Origin of the sequence: Citrobacter europaeus (assembly GCA_020099315.1) — a bacterium.
Classification (GTDB): domain Bacteria; phylum Pseudomonadota; class Gammaproteobacteria; order Enterobacterales; family Enterobacteriaceae; genus Citrobacter; species Citrobacter europaeus.
This window is the reverse complement of the sequence record CP083650.1, coordinates 4,610,548-4,632,994: the sequence shown is the minus strand read 5'-3', so window position 1 is coordinate 4,632,994 and position 22,447 is coordinate 4,610,548. Positions and strand designations below refer to the sequence as shown.

The window sequence follows — 22,447 nt, the reverse complement described above, 5'->3', positions numbered from 1 at the left end:
ATACACACTCGTCTGCGGGTACAAGTAACTAAGGTGGATGTCGCGTAATGGAGAGGATCACAGTCACTCTCGGGGAACGTAGTTACCCTATCACCATCGCGGCTGGTTTGTTCAATGAGCCAGCTTCATTCTTACCGCTGAAATCGGGCGATCAGGTTATGTTGGTGACCAACGAAACCCTGGCTCCCCTTTATCTCGATAAGGTTCGCGGCGTACTTGAACAGGCGGGTGTTAACGTTGATAGCGTTATCCTTCCCGATGGCGAGCAGTATAAAAGCCTGACGGTTCTGGATACGGTTTTCACCGCGTTACTGCAAAAACCGCACGGTCGTGATACCACGTTAGTCGCACTTGGCGGCGGCGTGATTGGCGATCTGACCGGTTTTGCGGCAGCCAGTTATCAGCGTGGTGTGCGTTTTATTCAAGTCCCGACAACCCTGTTGTCACAGGTCGACTCCTCCGTTGGCGGCAAAACCGCCGTAAACCATCCCCTCGGTAAAAACATGATTGGCGCGTTTTACCAACCGGCCTCCGTGGTGGTGGATCTCGATTGTCTGAAAACGCTTCCTGCGCGTGAGCTGGCATCGGGGCTGGCGGAAGTAATCAAATACGGCATCATTCTTGACGGTGAATTTTTCAGCTGGCTGGAAGACAATCTGGATGCGTTACTGCGTCTGGACGGCCCGGCGATGGCGTACTGTATTCGCCGTTGTTGTGAGCTGAAAGCAGAAGTTGTCGCAGCAGACGAGCGCGAAATGGGCTTACGTGCTTTACTGAATCTGGGACACACGTTTGGCCATGCGATCGAAGCTGAAATGGGTTATGGCAATTGGTTACATGGTGAAGCAGTCGCAGCAGGTATGGTAATGGCTGCTCGTACGTCAGAACGCCTTGGGCAGTTTACCTCCGCAGATACGCAGCGCATCATTACGCTACTGCAGCGAGCGGGCTTACCGGTTAATGGGCCGCGTGAGATGTCTGTTGAAGCTTATCTGCCGCATATGCTGCGAGATAAAAAAGTGTTAGCGGGAGAGATTCGTTTAGTGCTTCCGCGGGCCATAGGGAAGAGTGAAGTGCGCGGCGGAGTGTCGCACGAGGTGGTTCTTAACGCTATTGCTGATTGCCAGCAGGCGTAACAACAAGAAAGGTCTGGCTTACGTTGCAAAACGTAGGTCTTTTAGCTTCAGGTTATGTGCAAAGTCGTAAGCATTAACCTTTGAGTGGGGTGTTAAATGGATGAATTCAAACCAGAAGACGAGCTGAAACCCGATCCCAGCGATCGTCGTACTGGTCGTTCTCGTCAATCGTCTGAACGCGATAATGAGCCGCAAATCAATTTTGATGATGTTGATCTGGATGCTGACGATCGCCGTCCTGCGCGCACGCGTAAAGAGCGTGAAGAAGAGCGGGACATTGAAGAAGAGTATGAATCTGATGACGATGGCGTGGATGAAGAGCGTGTAGAACGTCGTCCGCGCAAGCGTAAGAAAGCCGCCAGTAAGCCTGCCTCTCGTCAGTATATGATGATGGGTGTCGGTGTTCTGGTGCTGTTGCTGCTGATCATCGGTGTCGGTTCTGCGCTGAAAGCCCCCTCATCCTCTTCCAGTGAGCCTACTGCATCTGGCGAGAAGAGCATCGATCTTTCTGGCAGCAACGCGACGGATCAGGCGGGTACGACTACGCCTGCAACGGGCGCTGAGCAGACCGCTGGCAATACCCAGCAGGATGTTTCCCTGCCGCCGATTTCCTCAACCCCAACTCAAGGTCAGACGCCTGCGGCAACTGAAGGCCAGCAGCGTGTTGAAGTGCAGGGCGATCTGAACAACGCTCTGACGCAGCCGCAAGGTCAGGAGCAGGTTAACAACGTCGTGGTTAACTCTACGCTGCCGACCGAGCCTGCGACCGTTGCGCCGATGCGTAATGGTAATGCTGCGCGCCAGACTGCGAAAACGGAAACGACTGAACGTCCTGTGGCTACGCATCAGGAACGTAAACAGGCCGTCATTGAACCGAAGAGCAAACCGCAAACTACGGTGAAAGCGACGCCGACAGAGCCGAAACCTGTTGCTCAGGCAAAACCAACCGCAACTGCGCCGACGACCACAACCAAAGCACCTGTGGTTACCGCTACGCCGAAGGCGACGGCTGAGCCGAAAGCAACCGCGACTACCACGCCTGCTCAGACCGCAACGCCTGCGCCAACCGCAACAGCGTCAACGCCTGTTGCCGGCGGAGCGAAAAGTGCAGGAAATGTTGGAGCGTTAAAATCTGCGCCGTCCAGTCATTACACGCTGCAGCTCAGCAGTTCTTCTAACTACGACAACCTGAACGGTTGGGCGAAGAAAGAAAACCTGAAGAACTACGTGGTGTATCAGACGACGCGCAACGGTCAACCGTGGTATGTTCTGGTGACGGGCGTGTATGCGTCTAAAGAAGATGCTAAACGTGCAGTGTCTACGTTACCCGCCGATATTCAGGCGAAAAACCCGTGGGCAAAACCGCTGCACCAGGTTCAGGCCGATTTGAAGTAAGATAGGATATGTTCTGCAATGGTTTGCTGTTTCGCCCAATTGCGGGACAAAGACTAAAGCGCAGGATGCTGTCGGAGCTTTCTCCACAGCCGGAGAAGGTGTAATTAGTTAGTCAGCATGAAAAAAAATCGCGCTTTTTTGAAATGGGCAGGGGGAAAATACCCCCTGCTTGATGATATCAAACGGCATTTACCTAAGGGTGAATGCCTGATTGAACCTTTCGTGGGTGCCGGGTCGGTGTTTCTTAACACCGACTTTTCTCGTTATATTCTTGCCGATATCAACAGCGACCTCATCAGTCTCTATAACATCGTGAAGACGCGTACCGATGAGTATGTGCAGGCTTCACGTGAGCTGTTTATGCCTGAAACCAATCAGGCTGAGGTGTACTATCGGTTCAGAGAAGAATTTAATGCCAGCCAGGACCCCTTCCGCCGTGCAGTGCTGTTCTTGTATCTGAACCGCTTCGGTTACAACGGATTGTGTCGCTATAACCTGCGCGGCGAGTTTAACGTGCCGTTTGGTCGTTATAAAAAACCGTATTTCCCGGAAGCCGAGTTGTACCATTTTGCTGAAAAAGCGCAGAATGCGGAGTTTCATTGCCTCTCCTATGAAGAGTGCATGGATCGTGCGGATAGCAACTCTGTGGTCTATTGTGACCCGCCTTATGCACCGCTTTCGGCGACGGCAAATTTCACCGCGTATCATACCAACAGCTTCAGCCCAAAAGAGCAGGCGCATCTGGCCGAAATGGCAGAAAAGCTGGTCAGTAAGCAGATCCCGGTGTTAATTTCGAATCATGACACGCCCGATACCCGTGAGTGGTACCGATCGGCGAAACATTTTCAGGTCAAAGTGCGGCGCAGCATTAGCAGCAATGGCGGCACGCGTAAAAAGGTGAACGAACTGCTGGCACTGTATAAACCAGGAGTTGTAACGCCTGCGAAGAAATAATTCTCAAGGAGAAGCGGATGAAACAGTATTTGATCGCCCCCTCAATTCTGTCGGCTGATTTTGCCCGCCTGGGTGAGGACACCGCGAGAGCGCTGACTGCCGGTGCCGACGTTGTGCACTTCGACGTCATGGACAATCACTACGTACCGAATCTGACCATCGGACCGATGGTCCTGAAATCGCTGCGTAAATATGGCATCACCGCCCCGATTGATGTTCACCTGATGGTGAAACCGGTCGATCGTATTGTCCCGGACTTCGCCGCCGCTGGCGCCAGCATCATTACTTTTCATCCGGAAGCCTCCGAGCATGTCGATCGCACTTTACAGCTGATCAAAGAGCATGGTTGTAAAGCGGGCCTGGTGTTCAACCCGGCAACGCCGCTGAGCTATCTGGATTACGTCATGGACAAGCTCGACGTGATCCTGCTGATGTCCGTTAACCCAGGCTTTGGCGGGCAGTCCTTCATTCCGCAAACATTGGATAAGCTGCGCGAAGTGCGTCGCCGCATTGATGAATCTGGCTATGACATTCGTCTGGAAGTGGACGGCGGCGTCAAAGTGAACAACATTGGTGAAATCGCCGCGGCAGGCGCAGATATGTTTGTCGCAGGCTCAGCTATTTTCGACCAACCAGATTACAAAAAAGTCATTGATGAAATGCGCAATGAACTGGCGAAGGTAAGTCATGGATAAGTTTCAGGATATTCGGGGCGCTGCATTTGACCTCGACGGCACGCTGGTCGACAGCGCGCCGGGATTAGCCGCTGCGGTGGATATGGCGCTGTATGCGCTGGAACTGCCGGTTGCCGGTGAAGAACGTGTTATCACCTGGATTGGTAACGGTGCAGATGTACTGATGGAGCGCGCGCTGGCGTGGTCTCGTCAGGAGCGCGCAACTTTACGCAAAACGATGGGTAAACCCCCCGTTGATGATGATATTCCCGCCGAGGAACAGGTGCGTATTTTGCGTAAGCTGTTCGACAGATACTACGGCGATGTCGCAGAAGAGGGAACATTCCTGTTCCCTGATGTTGCCGATACGCTGGGCGCGCTGCATGCGAAAGGATTGCCGCTGGGTCTGGTGACCAATAAACCGACTCCGTTTGTCGCGCCATTGCTCGAGGCGTTGGATATCGCCAAATACTTTAGCGTGGTCATCGGTGGTGACGACGTGCAGAATAAAAAACCGCATCCGGATCCGCTGCTGTTGGTGGCAAGCAAGCTTGGCATCAAGCCCGAGCAAATGCTCTTCGTAGGGGATTCACGCAATGATATTCAGGCGGCAAAAGCTGCTGGCTGTCCGTCCGTTGGCCTGACCTATGGCTACAACTACGGCGAGTCGATCGCGCTGAGCCAGCCCGACGTTATTTACGACCGTATTAATGAACTACTGCCCGCTCTCGGGCTTCCGCATAGCGAAAATCAGGAATTAAAAAATGACTAAGCCCATCGTTTTTAGTGGCGCACAGCCCTCAGGTGAATTGACCATTGGCAACTATATGGGTGCGCTGCGTCAGTGGGTGAGCATGCAGGATGACTACCATTGCATCTACTGCATCGTAGACCAACATGCCATCACCGTTCGTCAGGATGCTCAGCAACTGCGTAAAGCAACGCTGGATACGCTGGCGTTGTATCTGGCATGCGGAATCGATCCTGAAAAAAGCACCATTTTCGTGCAGTCTCACGTACCGGAACATGCCCAGCTAGGTTGGGCGCTGAACTGCTACACCTACTTCGGCGAACTGAGCCGTATGACCCAGTTCAAAGACAAATCCGCGCGCTATGCGGAGAACATCAACGCCGGTCTGTTTGATTATCCGGTGCTGATGGCGGCAGACATCCTGCTGTATCAGACCAACCAGGTACCGGTTGGCGAAGATCAGAAACAGCATCTGGAACTGAGCCGCGATATTGCCCAGCGCTTTAACGCCCTGTATGGCGACATCTTCAAAGTGCCTGAGCCGTTCATTCCTAAATCCGGTGCGCGCGTGATGTCGCTACTGGAGCCGACGAAGAAAATGTCCAAGTCGGATGACAACCGCAACAACGTGATCGGCCTGCTGGAAGATCCGAAATCCGTGGTTAAGAAAATCAAACGAGCGATGACCGACTCCGAAGAGCCGCCGGTTGTTCGCTACGACGTGCAGAACAAAGCAGGTGTTTCCAACCTGCTGGATATCCTCTCTGCCGTCACTGGCCAGAGCATTCCGGAGCTGGAACAGCACTTCGAAGGCAAAATGTATGGTCATCTGAAAGGTGAAGTCGCAGAAGCCGTTTCCGGCATGCTGACCGAGCTTCAGGCGCGGTATCACCGTTTCCGTAACGATGAAGCTTTCCTGCAGAAAGTGATGAAAGACGGTGCGGAGAAAGCCAGCGCCCGCGCGTCTGTTACGCTGAAAGCCGTTTACGAAGCGATTGGTTTTGTGGCCAAGCCGTAATGCGCTCTGCGTTGTTGAAGAAACCGGGTTACGCCCGGTTTTTTTTCGCCTGTTCGTTGGTAAATCTCAAAAAATGTGAGGCGCCTCGCCGTTTGCACATTTCCTCATTGCGTTATATCTTCACTTTAATGAAGATATAAATATTCACTTTACTGAAAATATAAAATGCGTCGGACATTTATCAAGAAAGAGGGGGTTGTGCTGACAACCCTGGCCCGTTACCTGCTCGGTGAGAAGTGCGGTAACAGACTGAAAACTATCGATGAACTGGCTGCCGAGTGTCACTCATCGGTAGGGTTAACCCAGGCCGCGTTGAAAACGCTGGAATCCTCCGGGGCGATCCGTATTGAGCGCCGCGGGCGTAACGGTAGCTATCTGGTGGAGATGGATAACCGTACGCTGCTAAAGCATGTGGATATTAATAACGTGGTCTGCGCGATGCCGCTGCCCTACACCCGTTTATATGAAGGACTGGCGAGTGGGCTTAAGGCTCAATTCGATGGGATCCCGTTTTATTACGCACACATGCGTGGGGCTGATATTCGCGTGGAATGCCTGCTGAACGGCGTCTATGACATGGCGGTAGTTTCCCGCCTGGCGGCGGAAAGTTACCTTGCCCAGGATGGATTGCGCATTACGTTGGCGCTGGGACCGCATACCTACGTCGGCGAGCATCAGCTGATTTGTCGCAAGGGCGAATCCGCAGATGTAAAACGTGTCGGGCTCGATAACCGTTCGGCGGATCAGAAAATCATGACCGAGGCCTGTTTTGGCGACCGTGACGTTGAATTGATCGATATGCCTTATCACGAAAGCTTGCAGCGTATCGCGAGAGGGGATGTGGATGCGGTTATCTGGAACGTGGTTGCAGAGGCCGAGTTGGCGGTACTGGGATTAGAAGCCACGCCGCTCACCAACGATCCGCGATTTCTGCAGGCCACGGAGGCGGTAGTGCTGACCCGGGCGGAGGATTATCCGATGCAACAGCTACTACGAGCGGTCGTCAATAAAGAGGCGCTGCTTGCCCACCAACAGCGTGTGGCGAACGGTGAACAGGAACCCAGTTATTAAGTGAAGGCGAACGATATGGAAAACAGGCTTAACCTGCTGTGTGAAGCGGGCGTTATCGACAAGGATATTTGTAGCGGCATGCTGCAGGTGGTCAGGCGGCTGGATGAAGAGTGGTGTTTACCGGTTTATAGCGAGCAAGGGACCATGGCGATGACCCATATGGCGAGCGCGTTAATGCGCAGTCGCCAGGGCGAAGTGATTGAAGCGCTGGATGGTGAGCTGTTGGAGGAGTTGGCGCAATCTCATCTGTGGCCAACTATTTTATTGGTACATCAGGCGCTGCTGAAAGAGTTCACGGTGACGCCGCACGCGAATGAAGAAGGCTATATGTTGGCTAACCTGTACGGATTGTGGATGGCGGCGAACGAAGGCGTCTGAAATCAATGGGCAATGAGCTTATTGCACCCTAAATATTCAAAAAAATGAATATTTAACTGAAGGATTAGAACGAGGCAGAGAAATGTTTATAGATGCATTGAAACGCCAGAACCCCGCACTTATCTCGGCCGCTATCGCGTTGTGGCAGCAAGGGAAGATCGCGCCTGACAGTTGGGTCATTGATGTTGATCAGGTCATGGAGAATGGCAAACGCCTGCTGGATGTCGCCAGGCAACATGGCATCTCGCTATATCTGATGACCAAACAGGTAGGACGTAACCCGTGGCTGGCAGAGAAGCTGTTACAGCTTGGCTATGAAGGCATCGTGGTTGTCGATTACAAGGAGAGCCGCGTCATGCGCCGCGCCGGGTTACCGGTTGCGCATCAGGGACATCTGGTGCAGATCCCGTCGCGGCTGGTCAATGAGGCAGTGGCGCAAGGCACTGAGGTCATCACATTGTTCTCGCTGGAGAAAGCGCGCGAAGTTTCGGCTGCGGCGGTGAAGGCCGGCTGTGAACAGAACGTGATGCTGAAGGTGTATGACAAGGATGATTTTCTCTATCCGGGGCAGGAAAGCGGATTTCCGCTGAAGTATCTGACGGATGTGGTCAATGAAATCGGCAGCCTGCCGGGCCTGCGTCTGTGCGGGTTAACCCATTTCCCCTGCCTGTTATGGGATGAAAAATCAGCGCAGACGATGCCGACGCCTAATCTGCACACGCTGGTGAGCGCCCGACGTCAGTTGGCGGAAGCCGGGATTGCCATTGAGCAACTTAATGCGCCGTCAGCCAGTAGCTGCGCGTCACTTCCCCTGTTGGCGGAATATGGTGTCACCCATGCTGAGCCGGGTCATGCGCTGACCGGCACCATTCCTTGTAACCAAAAAGGCGACCAGCCGGAACGCATTGCGATGCTGTGGTTAAGCGAGGTTTCACACACGTTTCGTGGGGACAGTTATTGCTATGGCGGGGGCTATTACCGTCGTGGTCACGCGCAAAACGCGCTGGTCTTTACGCCGGAAAATGACGCCCCAATAGCCGCAAAGCTTAAACCCGTCGACGACAGCAGCATTGACTACTACCTGCCTGTAGCCGGCGAATTTCCGGTGAGTAGCGCGGTGATCTTCTGTTTTCGCACCCAGATCTTCGTGACGCGTAGCGACGTGGTGCTGGTGTCGGGCATTCAGCGCGGCGCGGCTGAAATCGTCGCGCGTTACGACAGTCTCGGCAATATTCTGGAGGACTAATGGCTCGATTCGTCGTGTTGGTGATCGACAGTTTTGGTGTTGGCGCAATGAAAGACGTCACGCTGGTCAGGCCGCAGGATGCGGGAGCGAATACCTGCGGCCATATCCTGGGCGAACTCCCGCAGTTACGGTTGCCAACCATGGAAAAGTTGGGGCTGATTAACGCTCTGGGCTTTACGCCTGGCGTGATGAAACCTTCAGCATCGGCGGTTTGGGGCGTTGCAGAGCTGCAGCATGAAGGGGGAGATACCTTTATGGGCCATCAGGAGATTTTAGGCACACGACCTCAGGCTCCGCTGCGGATGCCATTTAGCGACGTCATCAATGGCGTTGAGCAAGCGCTGAAAGCCGCGGGCTGGCAGGTGGAACGCCGCGGCGGCGATCTGGCGTTTCTTTGGGTCAACAATGCGGTCGCAGTGGGCGATAACCTCGAAGCGGATTTAGGTCAGGTCTACAACATTACCGCCAATCTTGCCGTTATCCCATTTGATGAGGTGCTAAAAATAGGCCGTGTGGTGCGTGAGCAGGTTCAGGTCGGGCGCGTGATCGCGTTTGGCGGTCAGCTTAAAGACAGCCAGCGCATTCTGGATGCAGCCGAGACCAAAGAAGGACGCTTTATCGGCATTAACGCTCCACGTTCCGGCGCCTATGAAAATGGCTTCCAGGTCAGGCATATGGGTTTTGGCGTAGATGAGCAGGTACAGGTGCCGCAAAAACTGCATGACGTCGGAATCCCTACCGTGCTGGTCGGTAAAGTGGCGGACATCGTTGCCAATCCGCACGGGCGCAGCTGGCAAAACCTGGTGGATAGCCAGCAGATCATGGATATCACGCTTAACGAATTTAACGCTGAGCCGACGGTATTTATCTGTACCAACATTCAGGAAACCGATCTTGCCGGGCACGCTGAAGACGTAGCGCGGTATGCCGAACGGTTGCAGCTTGTCGATCTTAATCTTTCACGCCTTTTGGCCGCTATGGATCCAAGTGACTGTCTGGTGGTCATGGCCGATCACGGCAACGATCCGACCATCGGTCACAGCCATCATACCCGGGAAGTTGTGCCGGTACTGGTGTATCAACAGGGGCTGGAGCCTGCGCAATTAGGCATCCGGGCGACGTTATCCGATGTTGGCGCGACGGTGTGTGAATTTTTCGGCGCGGCGGCGCCACAAAATGGCTGCTCTTTTCTCTCGGCATTGCGCCTTACAGGAGACACCTTATGAACTTTGATCCGACGGGCTATACCTGGGTCCACGAACATCTGCATATCGATCTCTCTGGGTTCAAAAATAACCTCGACTGCCGGTTAGATCAGTACGATCTGATTTGTCAGGAGATGAAGGATCTCCGGGCGTCAGGCGTCAGCAATATTATTGAGATGACCAACCGCTATATGGGGCGTAATCCACAATTCATGCTCGACCTGATGCGCGATACCGGTATCAACGTCATGGCCTGCACTGGCTATTACCAGGATGCGTTTTTCCCTGAACATGTCGCGGCTCGCAGCGTGGAACAGCTCGCGCAGGAGATGGTCGATGAGATAGTCATCGGTATTGATGGTACTGAATTGAAGGCCGGAATTATTGCGGAAATTGGCTCCAGCGAAGGGGTGATTACGCCGCTTGAAGAGAAGGTGTTTATCGCCGCGGCGCGGGCGCACATCGAAACCGGACGTCCCATCTCCACCCACACCTCGTTTAGCACCATGGGCCTGGAACAGCTGGTGTTGCTGCAGGCGCACGGCGTTGACCTTTCTCGCGTAACCGTTGGTCACTGCGACCTGAAAGATAATCTCGACAATATCTTACGCATGATCGATCTCGGCGCGTATGTGCAGTTCGATACCATCGGTAAAAACAACTATTACCCGGACGAGAAACGCATTGGCATGCTCCATGCGCTGCGCAATCGCGGGCTGCTTGATCGCGTGATGCTTTCCATGGACATTACCCGCCGCTCGCATTTAAAAGCCAATGGCGGCAATGGCTACGACTATCTGTTAACCACTTTTATCCCACAGTTGCGCCAGTCAGGATTCAGCCAGGCCGATGTGGACACGATGTTACGTGATAACCCCTCAAAATTTTTCCAATAAGGACAGAATCATGAAAAAGATTGGCGTTGCTGGCTTACAGCGTGAGCAGATTAAAAAGACCATTGAAACCGCAGCTCCGGGTTGCTTTGAAGTATCCATTCATAACGACATGGAAGCGGCGATGAAAGTGAAATCCGGACTGCTGGATTACTACATCGGCGCTTGTAACACCGGCGCGGGCGCGGCGCTGTCGATTGCCATCGCGGTGATTGGCTACAACAAAAGCTGCACTATCGCCAGGCCGGGTATTAAGGCGAAAGACGAACATATCGCAAAAATGGTTGCGGAAGGGAAAGTGGCTTTTGGTCTCTCCGTCGAACATGTTGAACATGCGATTCCGATGCTGGTTAACCATTTGAAATAAAAGGCATGACTATGGATCTGTATATTCAGATTGTGGTGGTGGCCTGCCTGACCGGCATGACGTCACTTCTGGCACATCGCTCGGCGGCCGTCTTTCATGACGGTATCCGCCCGATTCTGCCGCAGCTGATCGAGGGGTACATGAATCGCCGTGAGGCGGGGAGTATCGCGTTTGGTCTGAGTATCGGCTTTGTGGCGTCGGTGGGGATCTCATTTACCCTGAAAACCGGCTTGCTCAACGCCTGGCTGCTGTTCCTGCCGACGGATATTCTCGGCGTGCTGGCGATGAACAGCCTACTGGCGTTCGGTCTGGGCGCTATCTGGGGCGTATTGATTCTGACCTGCCTGCTGCCGGTGAACCATCTGCTCACGGCGCTGCCGGTTGATGTACTGGGTAGCCTCGGTGAACTGAGTTCTCCGGTGGTTTCCGCATTCGCACTCTTCCCGCTGGTGGCGATTTTCTATCAGTTTGGCTGGAAGCACAGCATTATCGCGGCGGTGGTGGTACTGATGACCCGCGTGGTGGTGGTGCGTTACTTCCCACACCTGAACCCGGAATCAATTGAGATTTTTGTGGGGATGATGATGCTGCTGGCGATCGCCATTACGCATGATATTCGCCACCGCGGCGATGACGAGATGGATGCCAGCGGGCTATCGGTCTTTGAAGAACGAACCTCGCGGATTATTAAAAACCTGCCGTATATCGCCATTGTCGGCGCGTTGATTGCCGCCGTCGCCAGTATGAAGATTTTCGCCGGCAGCGAGGTTTCAATTTTTACGCTGGAAAAAGCGTATTCGGCTGGGATTTCGCCGGAGCAGTCGCAGACGCTGGTGAATCAGGCGGCCCTGGCGGAGTTTATGCGCGGGCTGGGTTTTGTACCGATGATTGCGACAACCGCGCTGGCGACGGGCGTGTATGCGGTAGCGGGTTTTACCTTCGTGTTCTCCGTAGGTTACCTGGCGCCGAACCCGTGGATAGCGGCAATCCTTGGCGCTATCGTGATTTCAGCGGAAGTGTTACTGCTGCGCTCTATTGGCAAATGGCTGGGGCGTTATCCGTCAGTGCGTAACGCATCGGACAATATTCGTAATGCGATGAATATGCTGATGGAAATGGCGCTGCTGGTAGGCTCGATTTTTGCCGCCATCAAGATGGCAGGCTACACCGGTTTCTCAATTGCGGTAGCGATTTACTTCCTCAACGAATCGATAGGGCGTCCGGTTCAGAAGATGGCGGCTCCGGTCGTAGCGGTAATGATAACCGGTATTGTGCTGAATATTCTCTACTGGTTTGGTCTGTTTGTTCCGGCTTGAGGAGGCGTAAAACATGAAGACGTTCCCTCTGCAAAGCCTGACGCTTGCGCAGGCACAGCAAAAGCAGTTTGCGCTGGTGGATACGCTTTGCCGTCACTTTCCTGGCGCTGATTTTCTGGCCGGTGGTGATATAGGGCTGGCCCCGGGGCTGAATCAGCCTCGGGTGACGCAACGCGTGGAAAAGGTGCTGGCCGAGGCGTTTCACGCTGAGGCCGCAGCGTTGGTTCAGGGCGCAGGCACCGGGGCTATTCGCGCCGGGCTGGCTGCGCTGCTCAAACCCGGCCAGCGACTGTTAGTTCACGATGCGCCTGTGTATCCTACAACCCAGGTGCTCGTCGAGCAGATGGGCATTACCCTGGTGAGGGCGGATTTTAACTGCCTCCCGGCAATCACCCAGGCGATTACGCAGCATCGTCCTGACGCCGCGCTGGTGCAGCATACGCGTCAGCAACCGCAGGATTGTTACGTGTTAGCCGAGGTGCTGGCGGAAATCGCGCGGTGCGGCGTACCGACGTTAACCGATGACAACTACGCGGTGATGAAAGTTGACGGTATTGGCTGTGAATTTGGGGCGACGCTGTCTACTTTTTCGTGCTTTAAACTCTTCGGCCCGGAGGGCGTCGGGGCGGTGGTCGGCAAGGCGGAAGCTATCGCGAAAATCCGCGCGACGCTTTATTCCGGCGGCAGCCAGATTCAGGGGGCGCAGGCGCTGGAGGTGCTTCGTGGTCTGGTTTTCGCGCCGGTGATGCATGCGGTACAGGCTGGCGTTGCTGAACGGTTGCTGACGATGCTTAATAGCGGAGCGCTACCCGAGGTGAAAAAGGCCGTCATCGCCAATGCCCAGTCGAAGGTGCTGATCGTGGAGTTTCATCAGCCGATTGCCGCCCGCGTGCTGAAAGCGGCGCAAGAGAGAGGCGCGCTGCCATACCCGGTGGGAGCTGAGTCGAAGTATGAGATCCCTCCGCTGTTCTATCGCCTTTCGGGGACGTTTCGCGAAGCGAATCCGTTGCTGGGTGATTATGCGATTCGTATTAATCCAAACCGAAGTGGAGAACAGACCGTGCTACGTATTCTGCGCGAGAGCGTGAGTGCGATAGCATGTGAATGAGCATCTAATCTATAAATGCAAAAAACCGGGAAATTCCCGGTTTTTTTTGTATCTGCGCAATCGCTTTTATTACTGGTTTGCAGCCGGACCACAGCCACCAATAATTTTAGAAATTGAAATCGCTGGATGCAGGAAGTAATCGTAGCTGCAGTTATTTTTTGTATTTTCGATATGGCCAGTACACGCGGTCAGCGTAGCCAGAACACCAGCAACGAGGGTGATTTTTGCAAATTTCAGCATGTTAAAATCCTTGTAAGATATCTATTTTTAAATGGATGAAATCCATTTCTCGGCGGTTAGGATATCAACTAAAATAAACTTTAAGTAGTCCGGATAAGGACATAATAAGCTTTATATAATTAATGAATTAGATTGCTGGATGCTTATATTTTAATTAATGATTAATAGTCGGATTATTGAGGAGAGTATATAGCGCGGTTCGTTTTTTATTTATTTCTGCTGGGGGATAAATAGATGCCCTGAATATCAGGGCATCTTCAGAAACTATATTAATGGTTCGAGAACCAGTTCAGCTTATCGCGAAGGCCTACCACACGACCGACGATAATCAGCGCCGGGCTTTCAACCTGCTGCGCCAGTTCGCCGAGCTGCGTCAGTACCCCGTTGACGACGCGTTGCTTCACAGAAGTACCGTTTTCTACCAACGCGACAGTCATATCGGGCTGCATACCAAATTCGATCAGTTTTTCCTGAATGGTGGCCGCCTGGTTCAGACCCATGTAGAACACCAGCGTCTGTTTCTCTGCCGCCAGGTTTTCCCAGTCCAGCTCTCCGCCGGTTTTCAGGTGTCCGGTAACCAGACGTACGCTCTGGGCGTAATCACGATGGGTCAGCGGAATGCCGGAATAGGCGGAACACCCGGAAGCAGCGGTAATACCCGGCACAACGGAGAATGGAATACCGGCGTGGCACAGGGTTTCCAGCTCTTCGCCGCCGCGGCCAAAGATGAACGGATCGCCACCTTTCAGTCTCACGACGCGTTTACCCTGTTGCGCTTCACGCAGCAGGATCTGGTTAATCTCTTCCTGCGGTACGCAGTGGTAGCCCGCGCGTTTACCGACGAAGACCCGGTCCGCATCGCGGCGTACAAGGTTCATGATGTCGTCGGACACCAGACGGTCATAGACCACGACATCTGCTTGCTGGATCTGCTGTAGTCCTTTCAACGTCAGCAGCCCGGCATCGCCAGGACCGGCGCCAACCAGCACCACTTCCCCGCGATGATCCAACGGTTCGCTAAGCAACTGCTCGGTGGTTTCCTCGACGGCTTTCTGGTCACTGTTCGCCAGCGACTGCGCCAGGCGGTCATTCACGAACAATTTTTCCCAGAAGCGACGACGCTCTCCCATGCTGGCAAACTGTTGCTTCACTCGGGAACGCAACTTGCCGGCATACTGCGCGACCTGGCCCAGATGCTGAGGCAATACGGATTCAAGTCTTTCACGCAGTAGACGGGCAAGCACCGGCGATGTCCCGCCGGAGGAGACCGCCACCATCAGCGGCGAGCGGTCGATAATGGAGGGCATGATAAAACTGGCTGCTTTTGGCGCATCGACCACGTTGCAGAAAATACGGCGTGATTCTGCGGCGGTACTGACGCTTTGGTTGACGGTATCGTCATCGGTGGCGGCGATAGCCAGCCAGCAGGCGTCGAGCAGAGACTCATCGAATGGCCCTTCAACCAGCGTCAGCATGCCTTCATCTGCCCATACTTTGAACTGCGGAATAAACGCCAGCGCATTAACCGTTAAACGTGCGCCCGCTTCCAGCAGTAAGCGCGCTTTGCGTTCTGCGACATCACCACCGCCGACGATCAAGCAGTCGCGGTCACGTAGTTGACAAAATATAGGCAAATGATCCACGACATTACCCCTTAATTATTGGCAGCAGCCTCTGGCTGGTTGATTTTTGCCGGAACAGGACGCTCCGATTTTGGCGTAGCATACCAATAACCCAATCCCATGAATACGACACCGGACAAAGTATTACCGAGTGTCACCCACAGCAGGTTATGACCAATTCCTGACAGGGTATAAGCTTCGCTGTGGTGACCGAACCAGGAGAGGGCAAACAGCGTCATGTTGGCAACCGAGTGCTCGTAGCCGGAAGCAATAAACGCCAGCAGACACCACCAGATAGCGAGGAATTTTGCCGCGCCTTCGGTACGGATTGCCATCCAGATTGCCAGACAAACCAACCAGTTACACAGCGCGCCTTTGAAGAACAGCACCGTTGCAGGCGCGGTCGTTTTCGCCAGCGCAACCGAATGGACGATGCTGGTATCAACCGGCAGCAGGCTGCCGCCGCCCCAGCTGTAAAGCAGGGCGACAAACACGGAGCCGACCAGGTTACCCAGCCAGGTTTGCGGCAGGATAGCCCACATCTGGCCGTGGCTGATGGTACCCGCTTTGACGCCGAGCGTCAGGAACATGGTGTGACCGGTAAACAATTCCGAACCGGCGATAATGACCAGCGTTAAAGCGATGCCAAAGGTTGCCCCCATCACCAGAGGACGTACGGACGGGTCGAGCAGATTGCCGAGGGTGAAAATAAGGATGATGCCGAGACCGACATAAGCCCCTGCCATTGCCGAACTGACCCAGAATCCGAGCGGATTATTAGCCGACAGGCGTGCGATGCGCGCAGCGTTAGCCGCACACTTATTGATAGTGTCAGTAAACATTTGATTATCCTTGAAGTACAAAAAATAAAAAAAATCGTAACCGTAGGCCGGATAAGGCATTTATGCCGCCATCCGGCAATGTGCTTTTGCAATTGCCTGATGGCGCTACGCTTATCAGGCCTACCAATAAAAGACCTGCAAATACGTCAAAAAAGGGGAGGCGTTGCGCCTCCCAAAAATTTATTAACCGCGCAGTTGTACCGTGCCGTCTTTCACTCGCGCTTCGTAATGTTTCACGGAGAACTGTTCGTCTTCCATGCACAGGCCGTCGCTTAAACGAAAGCGCTGTTTTTTCAGCGGGCTGGCGACCCACAGTTCGCCCTGATGTTCAGCAATCAGCCCACGAGAAAGTACGCTGGACTCAAAGAACGGGTCGATGTTGCTGATCGCAAACACCTGGTCGCTGTGATACGGGCGGAAAATCGCAACTTGCTCACTACCTAACAGGGCGCAGACGCCTGTTGCAGGCAGAATGTCATCGATTTTGCAGATGTTTTGCCACTGGCTCATGCGTTTTCCTCCACCAGAGTCACCGGAATACGCTCATAAGGCGTGGCCGGACGATGTTGTTCACGTTCAGGCACAACCTGGACATTTGGATCGCGTTTTTCGCTGTTGATAAAGTGTTTGAAGCGAACCTGCGCGGATGGGGTGTTAACCGTTTCTGTCCATTCGCAGACCACCGCTTCACGCAGACGGGTCATCTCTTCTTCCAGGTGCTGGTTCAGACCCAGCTTGTCGTCGATGATGACAGATTTCAGATACTCGATACCGCCTTCCAGATTGTCTAACCACGGTGCGGTACGGGTCAGTTTGTCGGCGGTACGGATGTAGAACATCATGAAACGGTCAAGGTACTTGAGCAGCGTGTCGCGATCGATATCCGCCGCCAGCAGATCCGCATGACGAGGTTTCATCCCGCCGTTACCGCAAACGTACAGGTTCCAGCCTTTCTCTGTGGCGATGATACCCACGTCTTTACCCTGAGCCTCCGCACATTCACGGGTACAGCCGGAGACGCCGAATTTCATTTTGTGCGGGGTACGAATGCCTTTGTAGCGATTTTCCAGTTCTACGCCGAAGCCGACGCTATCGCCGACGCCGTAACGGCACCAGGTGCTGCCCACGCAGGTTTTTGCCATACGCAGCGCTTTGGCGTACGCGTGGCCGGTTTCAAAGCCCGCTTCAATCAGCTGACGCCAGATTTCCGGCAGGTCGTCTTTTTGCGCGCCGAACAGGCCGATACGCTGAGAACCGGTGATTTTGGTGTACAGGTTAAATTCACGCGCGATACGGCCCACGGCCACCAGCCCTTCAGGGGTAATCTCACCACCCGCAGAGCGCGGGATCACGGAGTAGGTACCGTCTTTCTGGATGTTCGCCAGGAAGTTGTCGTTGGTGTCCTGCAGAGGCGTGTGCTGCGGTTTGAGGATGTACTCATTCCAGCAGGAAGCCAGCAGAGAACCGACGGTCGGCTTACACACTTCACAGCCGTAGCCTTTCCCGTGTTTTGCCAGTAACTCTTCGAAGGTTTTGATGCCTTCTACGCGGATGAGATGGAACAGTTCCTGACGTGAGTACGGGAAGTGTTCGCACAGGTTGTTGTTAACTTCGATACCCTGTTTCGCCAGTTCGGCGTTCAGGACCTGCGTTACCAGCGGGATACACCCGCCACAGCCGGTACCGGCTTTGGTTTCAGCTTTCAGCGCTGCAACGGTGTGGCAGCCTTTGTTGATAGCGGCAATCAGCATGCCTTTGGTGACATCGAAGCAGGAGCAAATCTGCGCGCTGTCCGGCAGTTTATCGACACCGATAGACGGCTTACCGCTACCCGCGTGTGCTGGCAGAATCAGTGAATCCGGGTTTTCCGGCAGTTCGATGGCGTTCAGCACCAGCTGCAGCAGGTTGCCGTAATCGCTGGTGTCGCCGACTAAAACTGCGCCGAGCAGGGTTTTGTTATCTTCGCTAACGATCAGGCGTTTGTAGACTTCTTTGCTTTCGTCGAGATAGACGTAGCTACGGGCACCCGGCGTACGCGCATGTGCGTCGCCAATCCCGCCGACGTCAACGCCGAGCAGCTTCAGCTTGGCGCTCAGATCCGCGCCTTCAAAGGCGTTTTCGGTTTCGAGAATATGGTCAACGGCAACCTGCGCCATTTTGTAGCCTGGAGCGACCAGACCATACACGCGGTTGTTCCAGCTGGCGCATTCGCCGATGGCATAGATATCCGGGTCAGAAGTCTGGCAGGTGTCGTTAATCACGATACCACCGCGCGGAGCGACGTCCAGGCCGCATTGGGTGGCCAGTTTGTCGCGTGGACGAATACCGGTAGAGAAGACGATGAAATCGACTTCCAGTTCGCTACCGTCGGCAAAACGCATGGTTTTGCGCGCTTCGGTGCCTTCCTGGACGATCTCTTTGGTGTTTTTGCTGGTGTGCACGCGCACGCCCATGCTTTCAATTTTGCGACGTAACTGCTCGCCACCCATATGATCCAGCTGTTCAGCCATCAGCATTGGGGCGAATTCAATCACGTGGGTTTCAACGCCGAGGCTTTTCAGCGCGCCGGCGGCTTCCAGGCCCAGCAGGCCACCCCCGACGACGGCGCCGCGTTTGCTCCGGCGTGCGCAAGACTCAATGGCGTTGAGGTCTTCGATGGTACGGTAAACGAAGCAGTCCTGGGTTTCCGAACCTTTAATCGGCGGGATCCACGGGTAAGAGCCCGTCGCCATGATCAACTTATCGTAATAGACCGTACGACCCGCGCTGGAGTGGATCACCTTCTCCTGGCGGTTGATGGTAATTGCGCGCTCGCCCACTAACACCTTAACGCCGTGCTTCTCGTAGAATCCTTCACGCACCAGAGAAAGCTCTTCGGCGGTGTGGTGGGAGAAGTAGGAGGACAGGTGTACACGGTCGTACGCTTTGCGGGGTTCTTCACAGAAGACGGTAATATCAAAATTGGCAGCGTCGGATTTATCAAGAAGATCCTCAATAAAGCGATGGCCGACCATACCATTACCGATAATAGCGAGTCTGACTTTGCTCATTTTTGCCTCGATTTCTTTTCTATTACTGCCTACCTTAACGATTCAGCAACCCCGCTTATTGATGCAAATCAAATTCGCCTTTATATACTCCTTAAGAGGTATATAACTGATTTGTCAGCATTTTTATAAGTAACGGAATTAACTGACTTTTCGTGTTTGTATAAAAAGCATACAATTTAAGGGGCTTTTGTAAGAATTGGCCTACATGACCAGTGAAAGGCAGATGGAGTGAGAATGTGCCGGATAGCGCAGATACCATCCGGCAGTGAGATTAATGCGTTGCTGGCACGTTATGTTGGCGATGGCGCGTGACGAACCCAAGGATGAAGCACATCACGAATACTACGGCATACAAGCCGTTGGCCGTCTGTAATGCTGCCAGCGGTCCGCTGTGCGCCACGATAGGGCCGGTTACCACGAAAGTGAGCATAGTACCAATGGTGCCGCAGGTCAGAACGAAGTTAACCAGTTTAGGTGATGCGACCTTCGTCTGCTGGGAGCCGAGAGTAATAATGGTGGTATAAATCGCGCTGGAGAAGAAGCCCAGTGTCAGAATAAACCACGGCATATGCTCCGGCGTACCGGTGATGAACAGATACATCAGGACGGTGGCCAAACCCGCCAGTACGGTCAGGATGCGCTGCAAATCGAAGAAACGCAGGATAAAGCTAAACGCCCACATGCCAACCATGTAAGACATCCAGAAGTCGCTGACCAGTTTACCTGCGTCGTTCAGGCTCATGCCAAGGCTTTTGGCGTATTCCGGCACCCAGGAGATAAAGCCCAACTGACCGAGGATGTAGCACAGTGCGGCGATCGCCAGGAACAGCACGCCAATACCCCATTTTTCTTTCACTACCGGCGCGTCCGGTTGCTGCGCGTGTTTGCCCAGCGCCGGGAATTCGCAGCCGAAGGTCAGCAGGAAAATGGCGACGTATACCAGGCCGATACAGGCATAGACCCAATACCATTCGATGCTGCGCGCTAACAGGAACGCGGCCACCATCGGGAAAATCATGCCAGCCATGCTGAAGAAGGAGTCAGTAAACAGCAGACGAGAACCGCGCTGGCGGCCTTCGTACATCTGAGTCACCAGAAACGTACCAATCGACATGGTGATACCGCTCACCAGACCCAGTACAAACATGGCGGCTGAGAACAAGGCCAGGCTATGGCTGAGCATCAGTCCGGCGACCGCCAGAACCATCAGGATAAAGCCAAAGCGCAATTGGGTTTTCAGGGGCACAATTTCCATCAGCCAGGCATTCAGGAAGATAGAGATCAGAATGCCGGCATTCAGAAAGGTGAAGGTGTTACTCATACTGGAAACGGGCAAATGGAAGTACTCTGCGATGTTTCCCATCACCATCCCGGTGACAATTACCAACGCGCCTGTCAGGGCGTAGGAGAGAAAGCTAATCCATGTGAGCTTGATGCGATTGCTGTTAGTCATGACTGGCCTGTATAGAAGTGGGAGGCGCATTGACTGCGCCGTGAGCGGGCAGATTTTAGGCGTTTTAGTGATGCATTTAAATGTTTATTGGCAATTACCAGCTCCGTTACATTTTTTTATGTGATCTAGATCGCATTGAGTCTTGGGGCTATAAGGTTACATTTGTTTCAAGTACGTAAAATTAAGTAAAGGGATGGCCTTGTCCTTGAAGGCTCTTTAGAATCAATTCACTTGCTTCATTTCTGCTCTTGTTAAGGAATTCTCATGCTCAAATCGACTCTGGCGGCTGTTGCAGCTGTTCTCGCTCTTTCTGCTCTTTCTCCCGCAGCACTGGCAGCAAAAGGTGACCCGCATGTCCTGCTGACAACCTCTGCCGGTAACATTGAGCTGGAGCTGAACAGTCAGAAAGCCCCGGTTTCAGTGCAAAACTTTGTCGATTATGTCAACAGCGGTTTCTATAACAACACTACGTTCCACCGCGTGATCCCTGGCTTCATGGTGCAGGGCGGCGGTTTTACCGAGCAGATGCAGCAGAAGAAACCTAACCCGCCAATCAAGAATGAAGCCGATAACGGACTGCGTAACACCCGCGGCACGATTGCTATGGCGCGTACAGCGGATAAAGACAGCGCGACCAGCCAGTTCTTTATCAACATTGCGGACAATGCGTTCCTCGATCACGGCCAGCGCGACTTTGGCTACGCTGTCTTCGGTAAAGTTGTGAAAGGTATGGATGTCGCGGATAAGATCTCTCAGGTACAGACCCATGATGTCGGTCCTTACCAGAATGTTCCGTCAAAACCGATTGTTATCCTGTCTGCTAAAGTCCTGCCATAACCGTATTTTGCGCGGGCAGTTCTCGCCCGCGTTCTCTCCCTTCTCTGCGTAACCCGAAATTGCTGCTTATACTTGTGGCAAGTGTCGGCTCATTCAGGGAGGTCATGTGAAAAAACTCACCGATAAACAAAAGTCCCGGCTCTGGGAACAACGACGAAATGCCAATTTCCAGGCCAGTCGGCGGCTGGAAGGTGTGGATATTCCACGGGTTACTCTGAGTGCTGAAGACGCCCTGGCGCGTCTTGAAGAGTTGAGGAGGCACTATGAGCGATAAATTCGGTGATGGACGCGACCCCTATTTGTATCCGGGCCTGAATGTCATGCGTAACCGTCTGGGGATCCATCAGGCGCAACGACTGACGCAGGCGGCCTATGAACTGACGGCGCTGCGTGCGGCCACTATCGAGCTGGGCCCGCTTAAACGGGGATTGCCGCATCTGTGCGCCATTCATCGCCAGCTGTATCGGGATATTTTTGACTGGGCGGGACATCTGCGGGAAGTCGATATCTACCAGGGCGATACCCGTTTTTGCCATTTCGCTTATATCGAGAAAGAGGGCAATGCGTTGATGCAGGACCTGGAAGATGAGTCCTGGCTGGTGGGGTTGCCGGAAGACAAGTTTGTCGATCGTCTTGCACACTATTATTGCGAAATCAACGTGCTGCATCCGTTTCGTATTGGCAGCGGCCTGGCGCAGCGTATTTTCTTCGAACAATTAGCGATTCATGCCGGGTATATGCTGAGCTGGGATGACATCCCGGTTGAGGAGTGGAATCTGGCTAATCAGAGCGGGGCGATGGGTGACTTGTCTGCGCTGCGGGCGATATTTCGTAAAGTGGTAAGCGAAGCCCCGGAAACTGAGTAGAATAGCGCGGTTCTTATGTACCGGA

General features: G+C 53.7%; 23 protein-coding genes. 17 read left to right on the top strand and 6 right to left on the bottom strand.

The window, feature by feature from the left end:
• Positions 1–47: 47 nt before the first annotated feature.
• The 14 genes from aroB to LA337_21705 all read left to right on the top strand — a co-directional run bounded on the left by aroB (position 48) and on the right by LA337_21705 (position 13,512).
• A complete protein-coding gene (aroB, locus tag LA337_21770; protein ID UBI15748.1) occupies positions 48–1,136 on the top strand; it encodes a 3-dehydroquinate synthase in 1,089 nt (362 codons plus the stop codon).
• A gap of 96 nt (positions 1,137–1,232) precedes the next feature.
• The gene (gene damX / locus LA337_21765; protein ID UBI15747.1) at positions 1,233–2,531 is read left to right on the top strand and encodes a cell division protein DamX; all 1,299 of its coding nucleotides are present in this window, start codon (positions 1,233–1,235) and stop codon (positions 2,529–2,531) included.
• Between the two features lie 117 nt (positions 2,532–2,648).
• Positions 2,649–3,485, top strand: coding sequence for an adenine-specific DNA-methyltransferase (gene dam, locus LA337_21760; protein ID UBI15746.1), 837 nt, complete (start codon positions 2,649–2,651; stop codon positions 3,483–3,485).
• Between the two features lie 17 nt (positions 3,486–3,502).
• Positions 3,503–4,180: a ribulose-phosphate 3-epimerase gene (rpe, locus tag LA337_21755; protein UBI15745.1), complete on the top strand. Its 678-nt coding sequence runs from the start codon at positions 3,503–3,505 to the stop codon at positions 4,178–4,180.
• Positions 4,173–4,931: a phosphoglycolate phosphatase gene (gph, locus tag LA337_21750; protein UBI15744.1), complete on the top strand. Its 759-nt coding sequence runs from the start codon at positions 4,173–4,175 to the stop codon at positions 4,929–4,931. The genes rpe and gph overlap by 8 nt, the downstream gene beginning before the upstream one ends.
• A complete protein-coding gene (gene trpS / locus LA337_21745) occupies positions 4,924–5,928 on the top strand; it encodes a tryptophan--tRNA ligase (protein UBI15743.1) in 1,005 nt (334 codons plus the stop codon). The genes gph and trpS overlap by 8 nt, the downstream gene beginning before the upstream one ends.
• A gap of 165 nt (positions 5,929–6,093) precedes the next feature.
• The gene (locus LA337_21740) at positions 6,094–6,999 is read left to right on the top strand and encodes a hypothetical protein (protein UBI15742.1); all 906 of its coding nucleotides are present in this window, start codon (positions 6,094–6,096) and stop codon (positions 6,997–6,999) included.
• A gap of 15 nt (positions 7,000–7,014) precedes the next feature.
• Positions 7,015–7,377, top strand: coding sequence for a PRD domain-containing protein (locus LA337_21735; protein UBI15741.1), 363 nt, complete (start codon positions 7,015–7,017; stop codon positions 7,375–7,377).
• An 82-nt stretch (positions 7,378–7,459) separates the two neighbouring features.
• Positions 7,460–8,623, top strand: a complete 1,164-nt coding sequence (locus LA337_21730) for a YhfX family PLP-dependent enzyme (GenBank protein UBI15740.1) — start codon at positions 7,460–7,462, stop codon at positions 8,621–8,623.
• A complete protein-coding gene (locus tag LA337_21725) occupies positions 8,623–9,849 on the top strand; it encodes a phosphopentomutase (protein ID UBI15739.1) in 1,227 nt (408 codons plus the stop codon). The genes LA337_21730 and LA337_21725 overlap by 1 nt, the downstream gene beginning before the upstream one ends.
• The gene (locus LA337_21720) at positions 9,846–10,724 is read left to right on the top strand and encodes a phosphotriesterase-related protein (protein ID UBI15738.1); all 879 of its coding nucleotides are present in this window, start codon (positions 9,846–9,848) and stop codon (positions 10,722–10,724) included. Before LA337_21725 ends, LA337_21720 begins: the two co-directional genes overlap by 4 nt.
• A 10-nt stretch (positions 10,725–10,734) precedes the next feature.
• Positions 10,735–11,088: a DUF2620 domain-containing protein gene (locus tag LA337_21715; protein UBI15737.1), complete on the top strand. Its 354-nt coding sequence runs from the start codon at positions 10,735–10,737 to the stop codon at positions 11,086–11,088.
• Positions 11,089–11,099: 11 nt separating this feature from the next.
• Positions 11,100–12,404, top strand: coding sequence for a YhfT family protein (locus tag LA337_21710; protein UBI15736.1), 1,305 nt, complete (start codon positions 11,100–11,102; stop codon positions 12,402–12,404).
• 13 nt (positions 12,405–12,417) lie between these two features.
• The gene (locus LA337_21705; GenBank protein UBI15735.1) at positions 12,418–13,512 is read left to right on the top strand and encodes an aminotransferase class V-fold PLP-dependent enzyme; all 1,095 of its coding nucleotides are present in this window, start codon (positions 12,418–12,420) and stop codon (positions 13,510–13,512) included.
• 69 nt (positions 13,513–13,581) lie between these two features.
• Here the strand turns inward: LA337_21705 and LA337_21700 are convergent, their stop codons facing one another.
• The 6 genes from LA337_21700 to tsgA all read right to left on the bottom strand — a co-directional run bounded on the left by LA337_21700 (position 13,582) and on the right by tsgA (position 20,719).
• Positions 13,582–13,752: a YhfL family protein gene (locus LA337_21700; protein UBI15734.1), complete on the bottom strand. Its 171-nt coding sequence runs from the start codon at positions 13,750–13,752 to the stop codon at positions 13,582–13,584.
• 269 nt (positions 13,753–14,021) lie between these two features.
• The gene (cysG, locus tag LA337_21695; GenBank protein UBI15733.1) at positions 14,022–15,395 is read right to left on the bottom strand and encodes a siroheme synthase CysG; all 1,374 of its coding nucleotides are present in this window, start codon (positions 15,393–15,395) and stop codon (positions 14,022–14,024) included.
• 11 nt (positions 15,396–15,406) lie between these two features.
• Positions 15,407–16,216, bottom strand: coding sequence for a nitrite transporter NirC (gene nirC / locus LA337_21690; protein UBI15732.1), 810 nt, complete (start codon positions 16,214–16,216; stop codon positions 15,407–15,409).
• A gap of 183 nt (positions 16,217–16,399) precedes the next feature.
• The gene (nirD, locus tag LA337_21685; GenBank protein ID UBI15731.1) at positions 16,400–16,726 is read right to left on the bottom strand and encodes a nitrite reductase small subunit NirD; all 327 of its coding nucleotides are present in this window, start codon (positions 16,724–16,726) and stop codon (positions 16,400–16,402) included.
• Positions 16,723–19,266, bottom strand: a complete 2,544-nt coding sequence (gene nirB, locus LA337_21680) for an NADPH-nitrite reductase large subunit (protein UBI15730.1) — start codon at positions 19,264–19,266, stop codon at positions 16,723–16,725. The genes nirD and nirB overlap by 4 nt, the downstream gene beginning before the upstream one ends.
• A 271-nt stretch (positions 19,267–19,537) precedes the next feature.
• Positions 19,538–20,719, bottom strand: coding sequence for an MFS transporter TsgA (tsgA, locus tag LA337_21675; GenBank protein UBI15729.1), 1,182 nt, complete (start codon positions 20,717–20,719; stop codon positions 19,538–19,540).
• Positions 20,720–20,983: 264 nt separating this feature from the next.
• Between tsgA and ppiA the strand changes: the two genes are divergently transcribed.
• From ppiA to LA337_21660, 3 genes are all read left to right on the top strand, one after another.
• Positions 20,984–21,556 (top strand): peptidylprolyl isomerase A, encoded by a 573-nt coding sequence (gene ppiA / locus LA337_21670; protein ID UBI15728.1) that lies wholly within the window; start codon positions 20,984–20,986, stop codon positions 21,554–21,556.
• Between the two features lie 106 nt (positions 21,557–21,662).
• Positions 21,663–21,830 carry a YhfG family protein gene (locus tag LA337_21665; GenBank protein UBI15727.1) on the top strand — a complete coding sequence of 56 codons (168 nt, stop codon included), beginning with the start codon at positions 21,663–21,665 and terminating at the stop codon, positions 21,828–21,830.
• Complete coding sequence (locus LA337_21660; protein ID UBI15726.1) at positions 21,820–22,422, top strand: putative adenosine monophosphate-protein transferase Fic; 603 nt, start codon at positions 21,820–21,822, stop codon at positions 22,420–22,422. The genes LA337_21665 and LA337_21660 overlap by 11 nt, the downstream gene beginning before the upstream one ends.
• Positions 22,423–22,447: the final 25 nt, after the last annotated feature.

Bases quoted from the DNA above. Each gene is read 5' to 3' on its own strand.
- aroB (UBI15748.1), top strand. From the start codon at position 48: ATGGAGAGGATCACAGTCACTCTCGGGGAACGTAGTTACCCTATCACC.
- damX (UBI15747.1), top strand. From the start codon at position 1,233: ATGGATGAATTCAAACCAGAAGACGAGCTGAAACCCGATCCCAGCGAT.
- dam (UBI15746.1), top strand. From the start codon at position 2,649: ATGAAAAAAAATCGCGCTTTTTTGAAATGGGCAGGGGGAAAATACCCC.
- rpe (UBI15745.1), top strand. From the start codon at position 3,503: ATGAAACAGTATTTGATCGCCCCCTCAATTCTGTCGGCTGATTTTGCC.
- gph (UBI15744.1), top strand. From the start codon at position 4,173: ATGGATAAGTTTCAGGATATTCGGGGCGCTGCATTTGACCTCGACGGC.
- trpS (UBI15743.1), top strand. From the start codon at position 4,924: ATGACTAAGCCCATCGTTTTTAGTGGCGCACAGCCCTCAGGTGAATTG.
- LA337_21740 (UBI15742.1), top strand. From the start codon at position 6,094: ATGCGTCGGACATTTATCAAGAAAGAGGGGGTTGTGCTGACAACCCTG.
- LA337_21735 (UBI15741.1), top strand. From the start codon at position 7,015: ATGGAAAACAGGCTTAACCTGCTGTGTGAAGCGGGCGTTATCGACAAG.
- LA337_21730 (UBI15740.1), top strand. From the start codon at position 7,460: ATGTTTATAGATGCATTGAAACGCCAGAACCCCGCACTTATCTCGGCC.
- LA337_21725 (UBI15739.1), top strand. From the start codon at position 8,623: ATGGCTCGATTCGTCGTGTTGGTGATCGACAGTTTTGGTGTTGGCGCA.
- LA337_21720 (UBI15738.1), top strand. From the start codon at position 9,846: ATGAACTTTGATCCGACGGGCTATACCTGGGTCCACGAACATCTGCAT.
- LA337_21715 (UBI15737.1), top strand. From the start codon at position 10,735: ATGAAAAAGATTGGCGTTGCTGGCTTACAGCGTGAGCAGATTAAAAAG.
- LA337_21710 (UBI15736.1), top strand. From the start codon at position 11,100: ATGGATCTGTATATTCAGATTGTGGTGGTGGCCTGCCTGACCGGCATG.
- LA337_21705 (UBI15735.1), top strand. From the start codon at position 12,418: ATGAAGACGTTCCCTCTGCAAAGCCTGACGCTTGCGCAGGCACAGCAA.
- LA337_21700 (UBI15734.1), bottom strand. From the start codon at position 13,752: ATGCTGAAATTTGCAAAAATCACCCTCGTTGCTGGTGTTCTGGCTACG.
- nirC (UBI15732.1), bottom strand. From the start codon at position 16,216: ATGTTTACTGACACTATCAATAAGTGTGCGGCTAACGCTGCGCGCATC.
- nirD (UBI15731.1), bottom strand. From the start codon at position 16,726: ATGAGCCAGTGGCAAAACATCTGCAAAATCGATGACATTCTGCCTGCA.
- nirB (UBI15730.1), bottom strand. From the start codon at position 19,266: ATGAGCAAAGTCAGACTCGCTATTATCGGTAATGGTATGGTCGGCCAT.
- tsgA (UBI15729.1), bottom strand. From the start codon at position 20,719: ATGACTAACAGCAATCGCATCAAGCTCACATGGATTAGCTTTCTCTCC.
- ppiA (UBI15728.1), top strand. From the start codon at position 20,984: ATGCTCAAATCGACTCTGGCGGCTGTTGCAGCTGTTCTCGCTCTTTCT.
- LA337_21660 (UBI15726.1), top strand. From the start codon at position 21,820: ATGAGCGATAAATTCGGTGATGGACGCGACCCCTATTTGTATCCGGGC.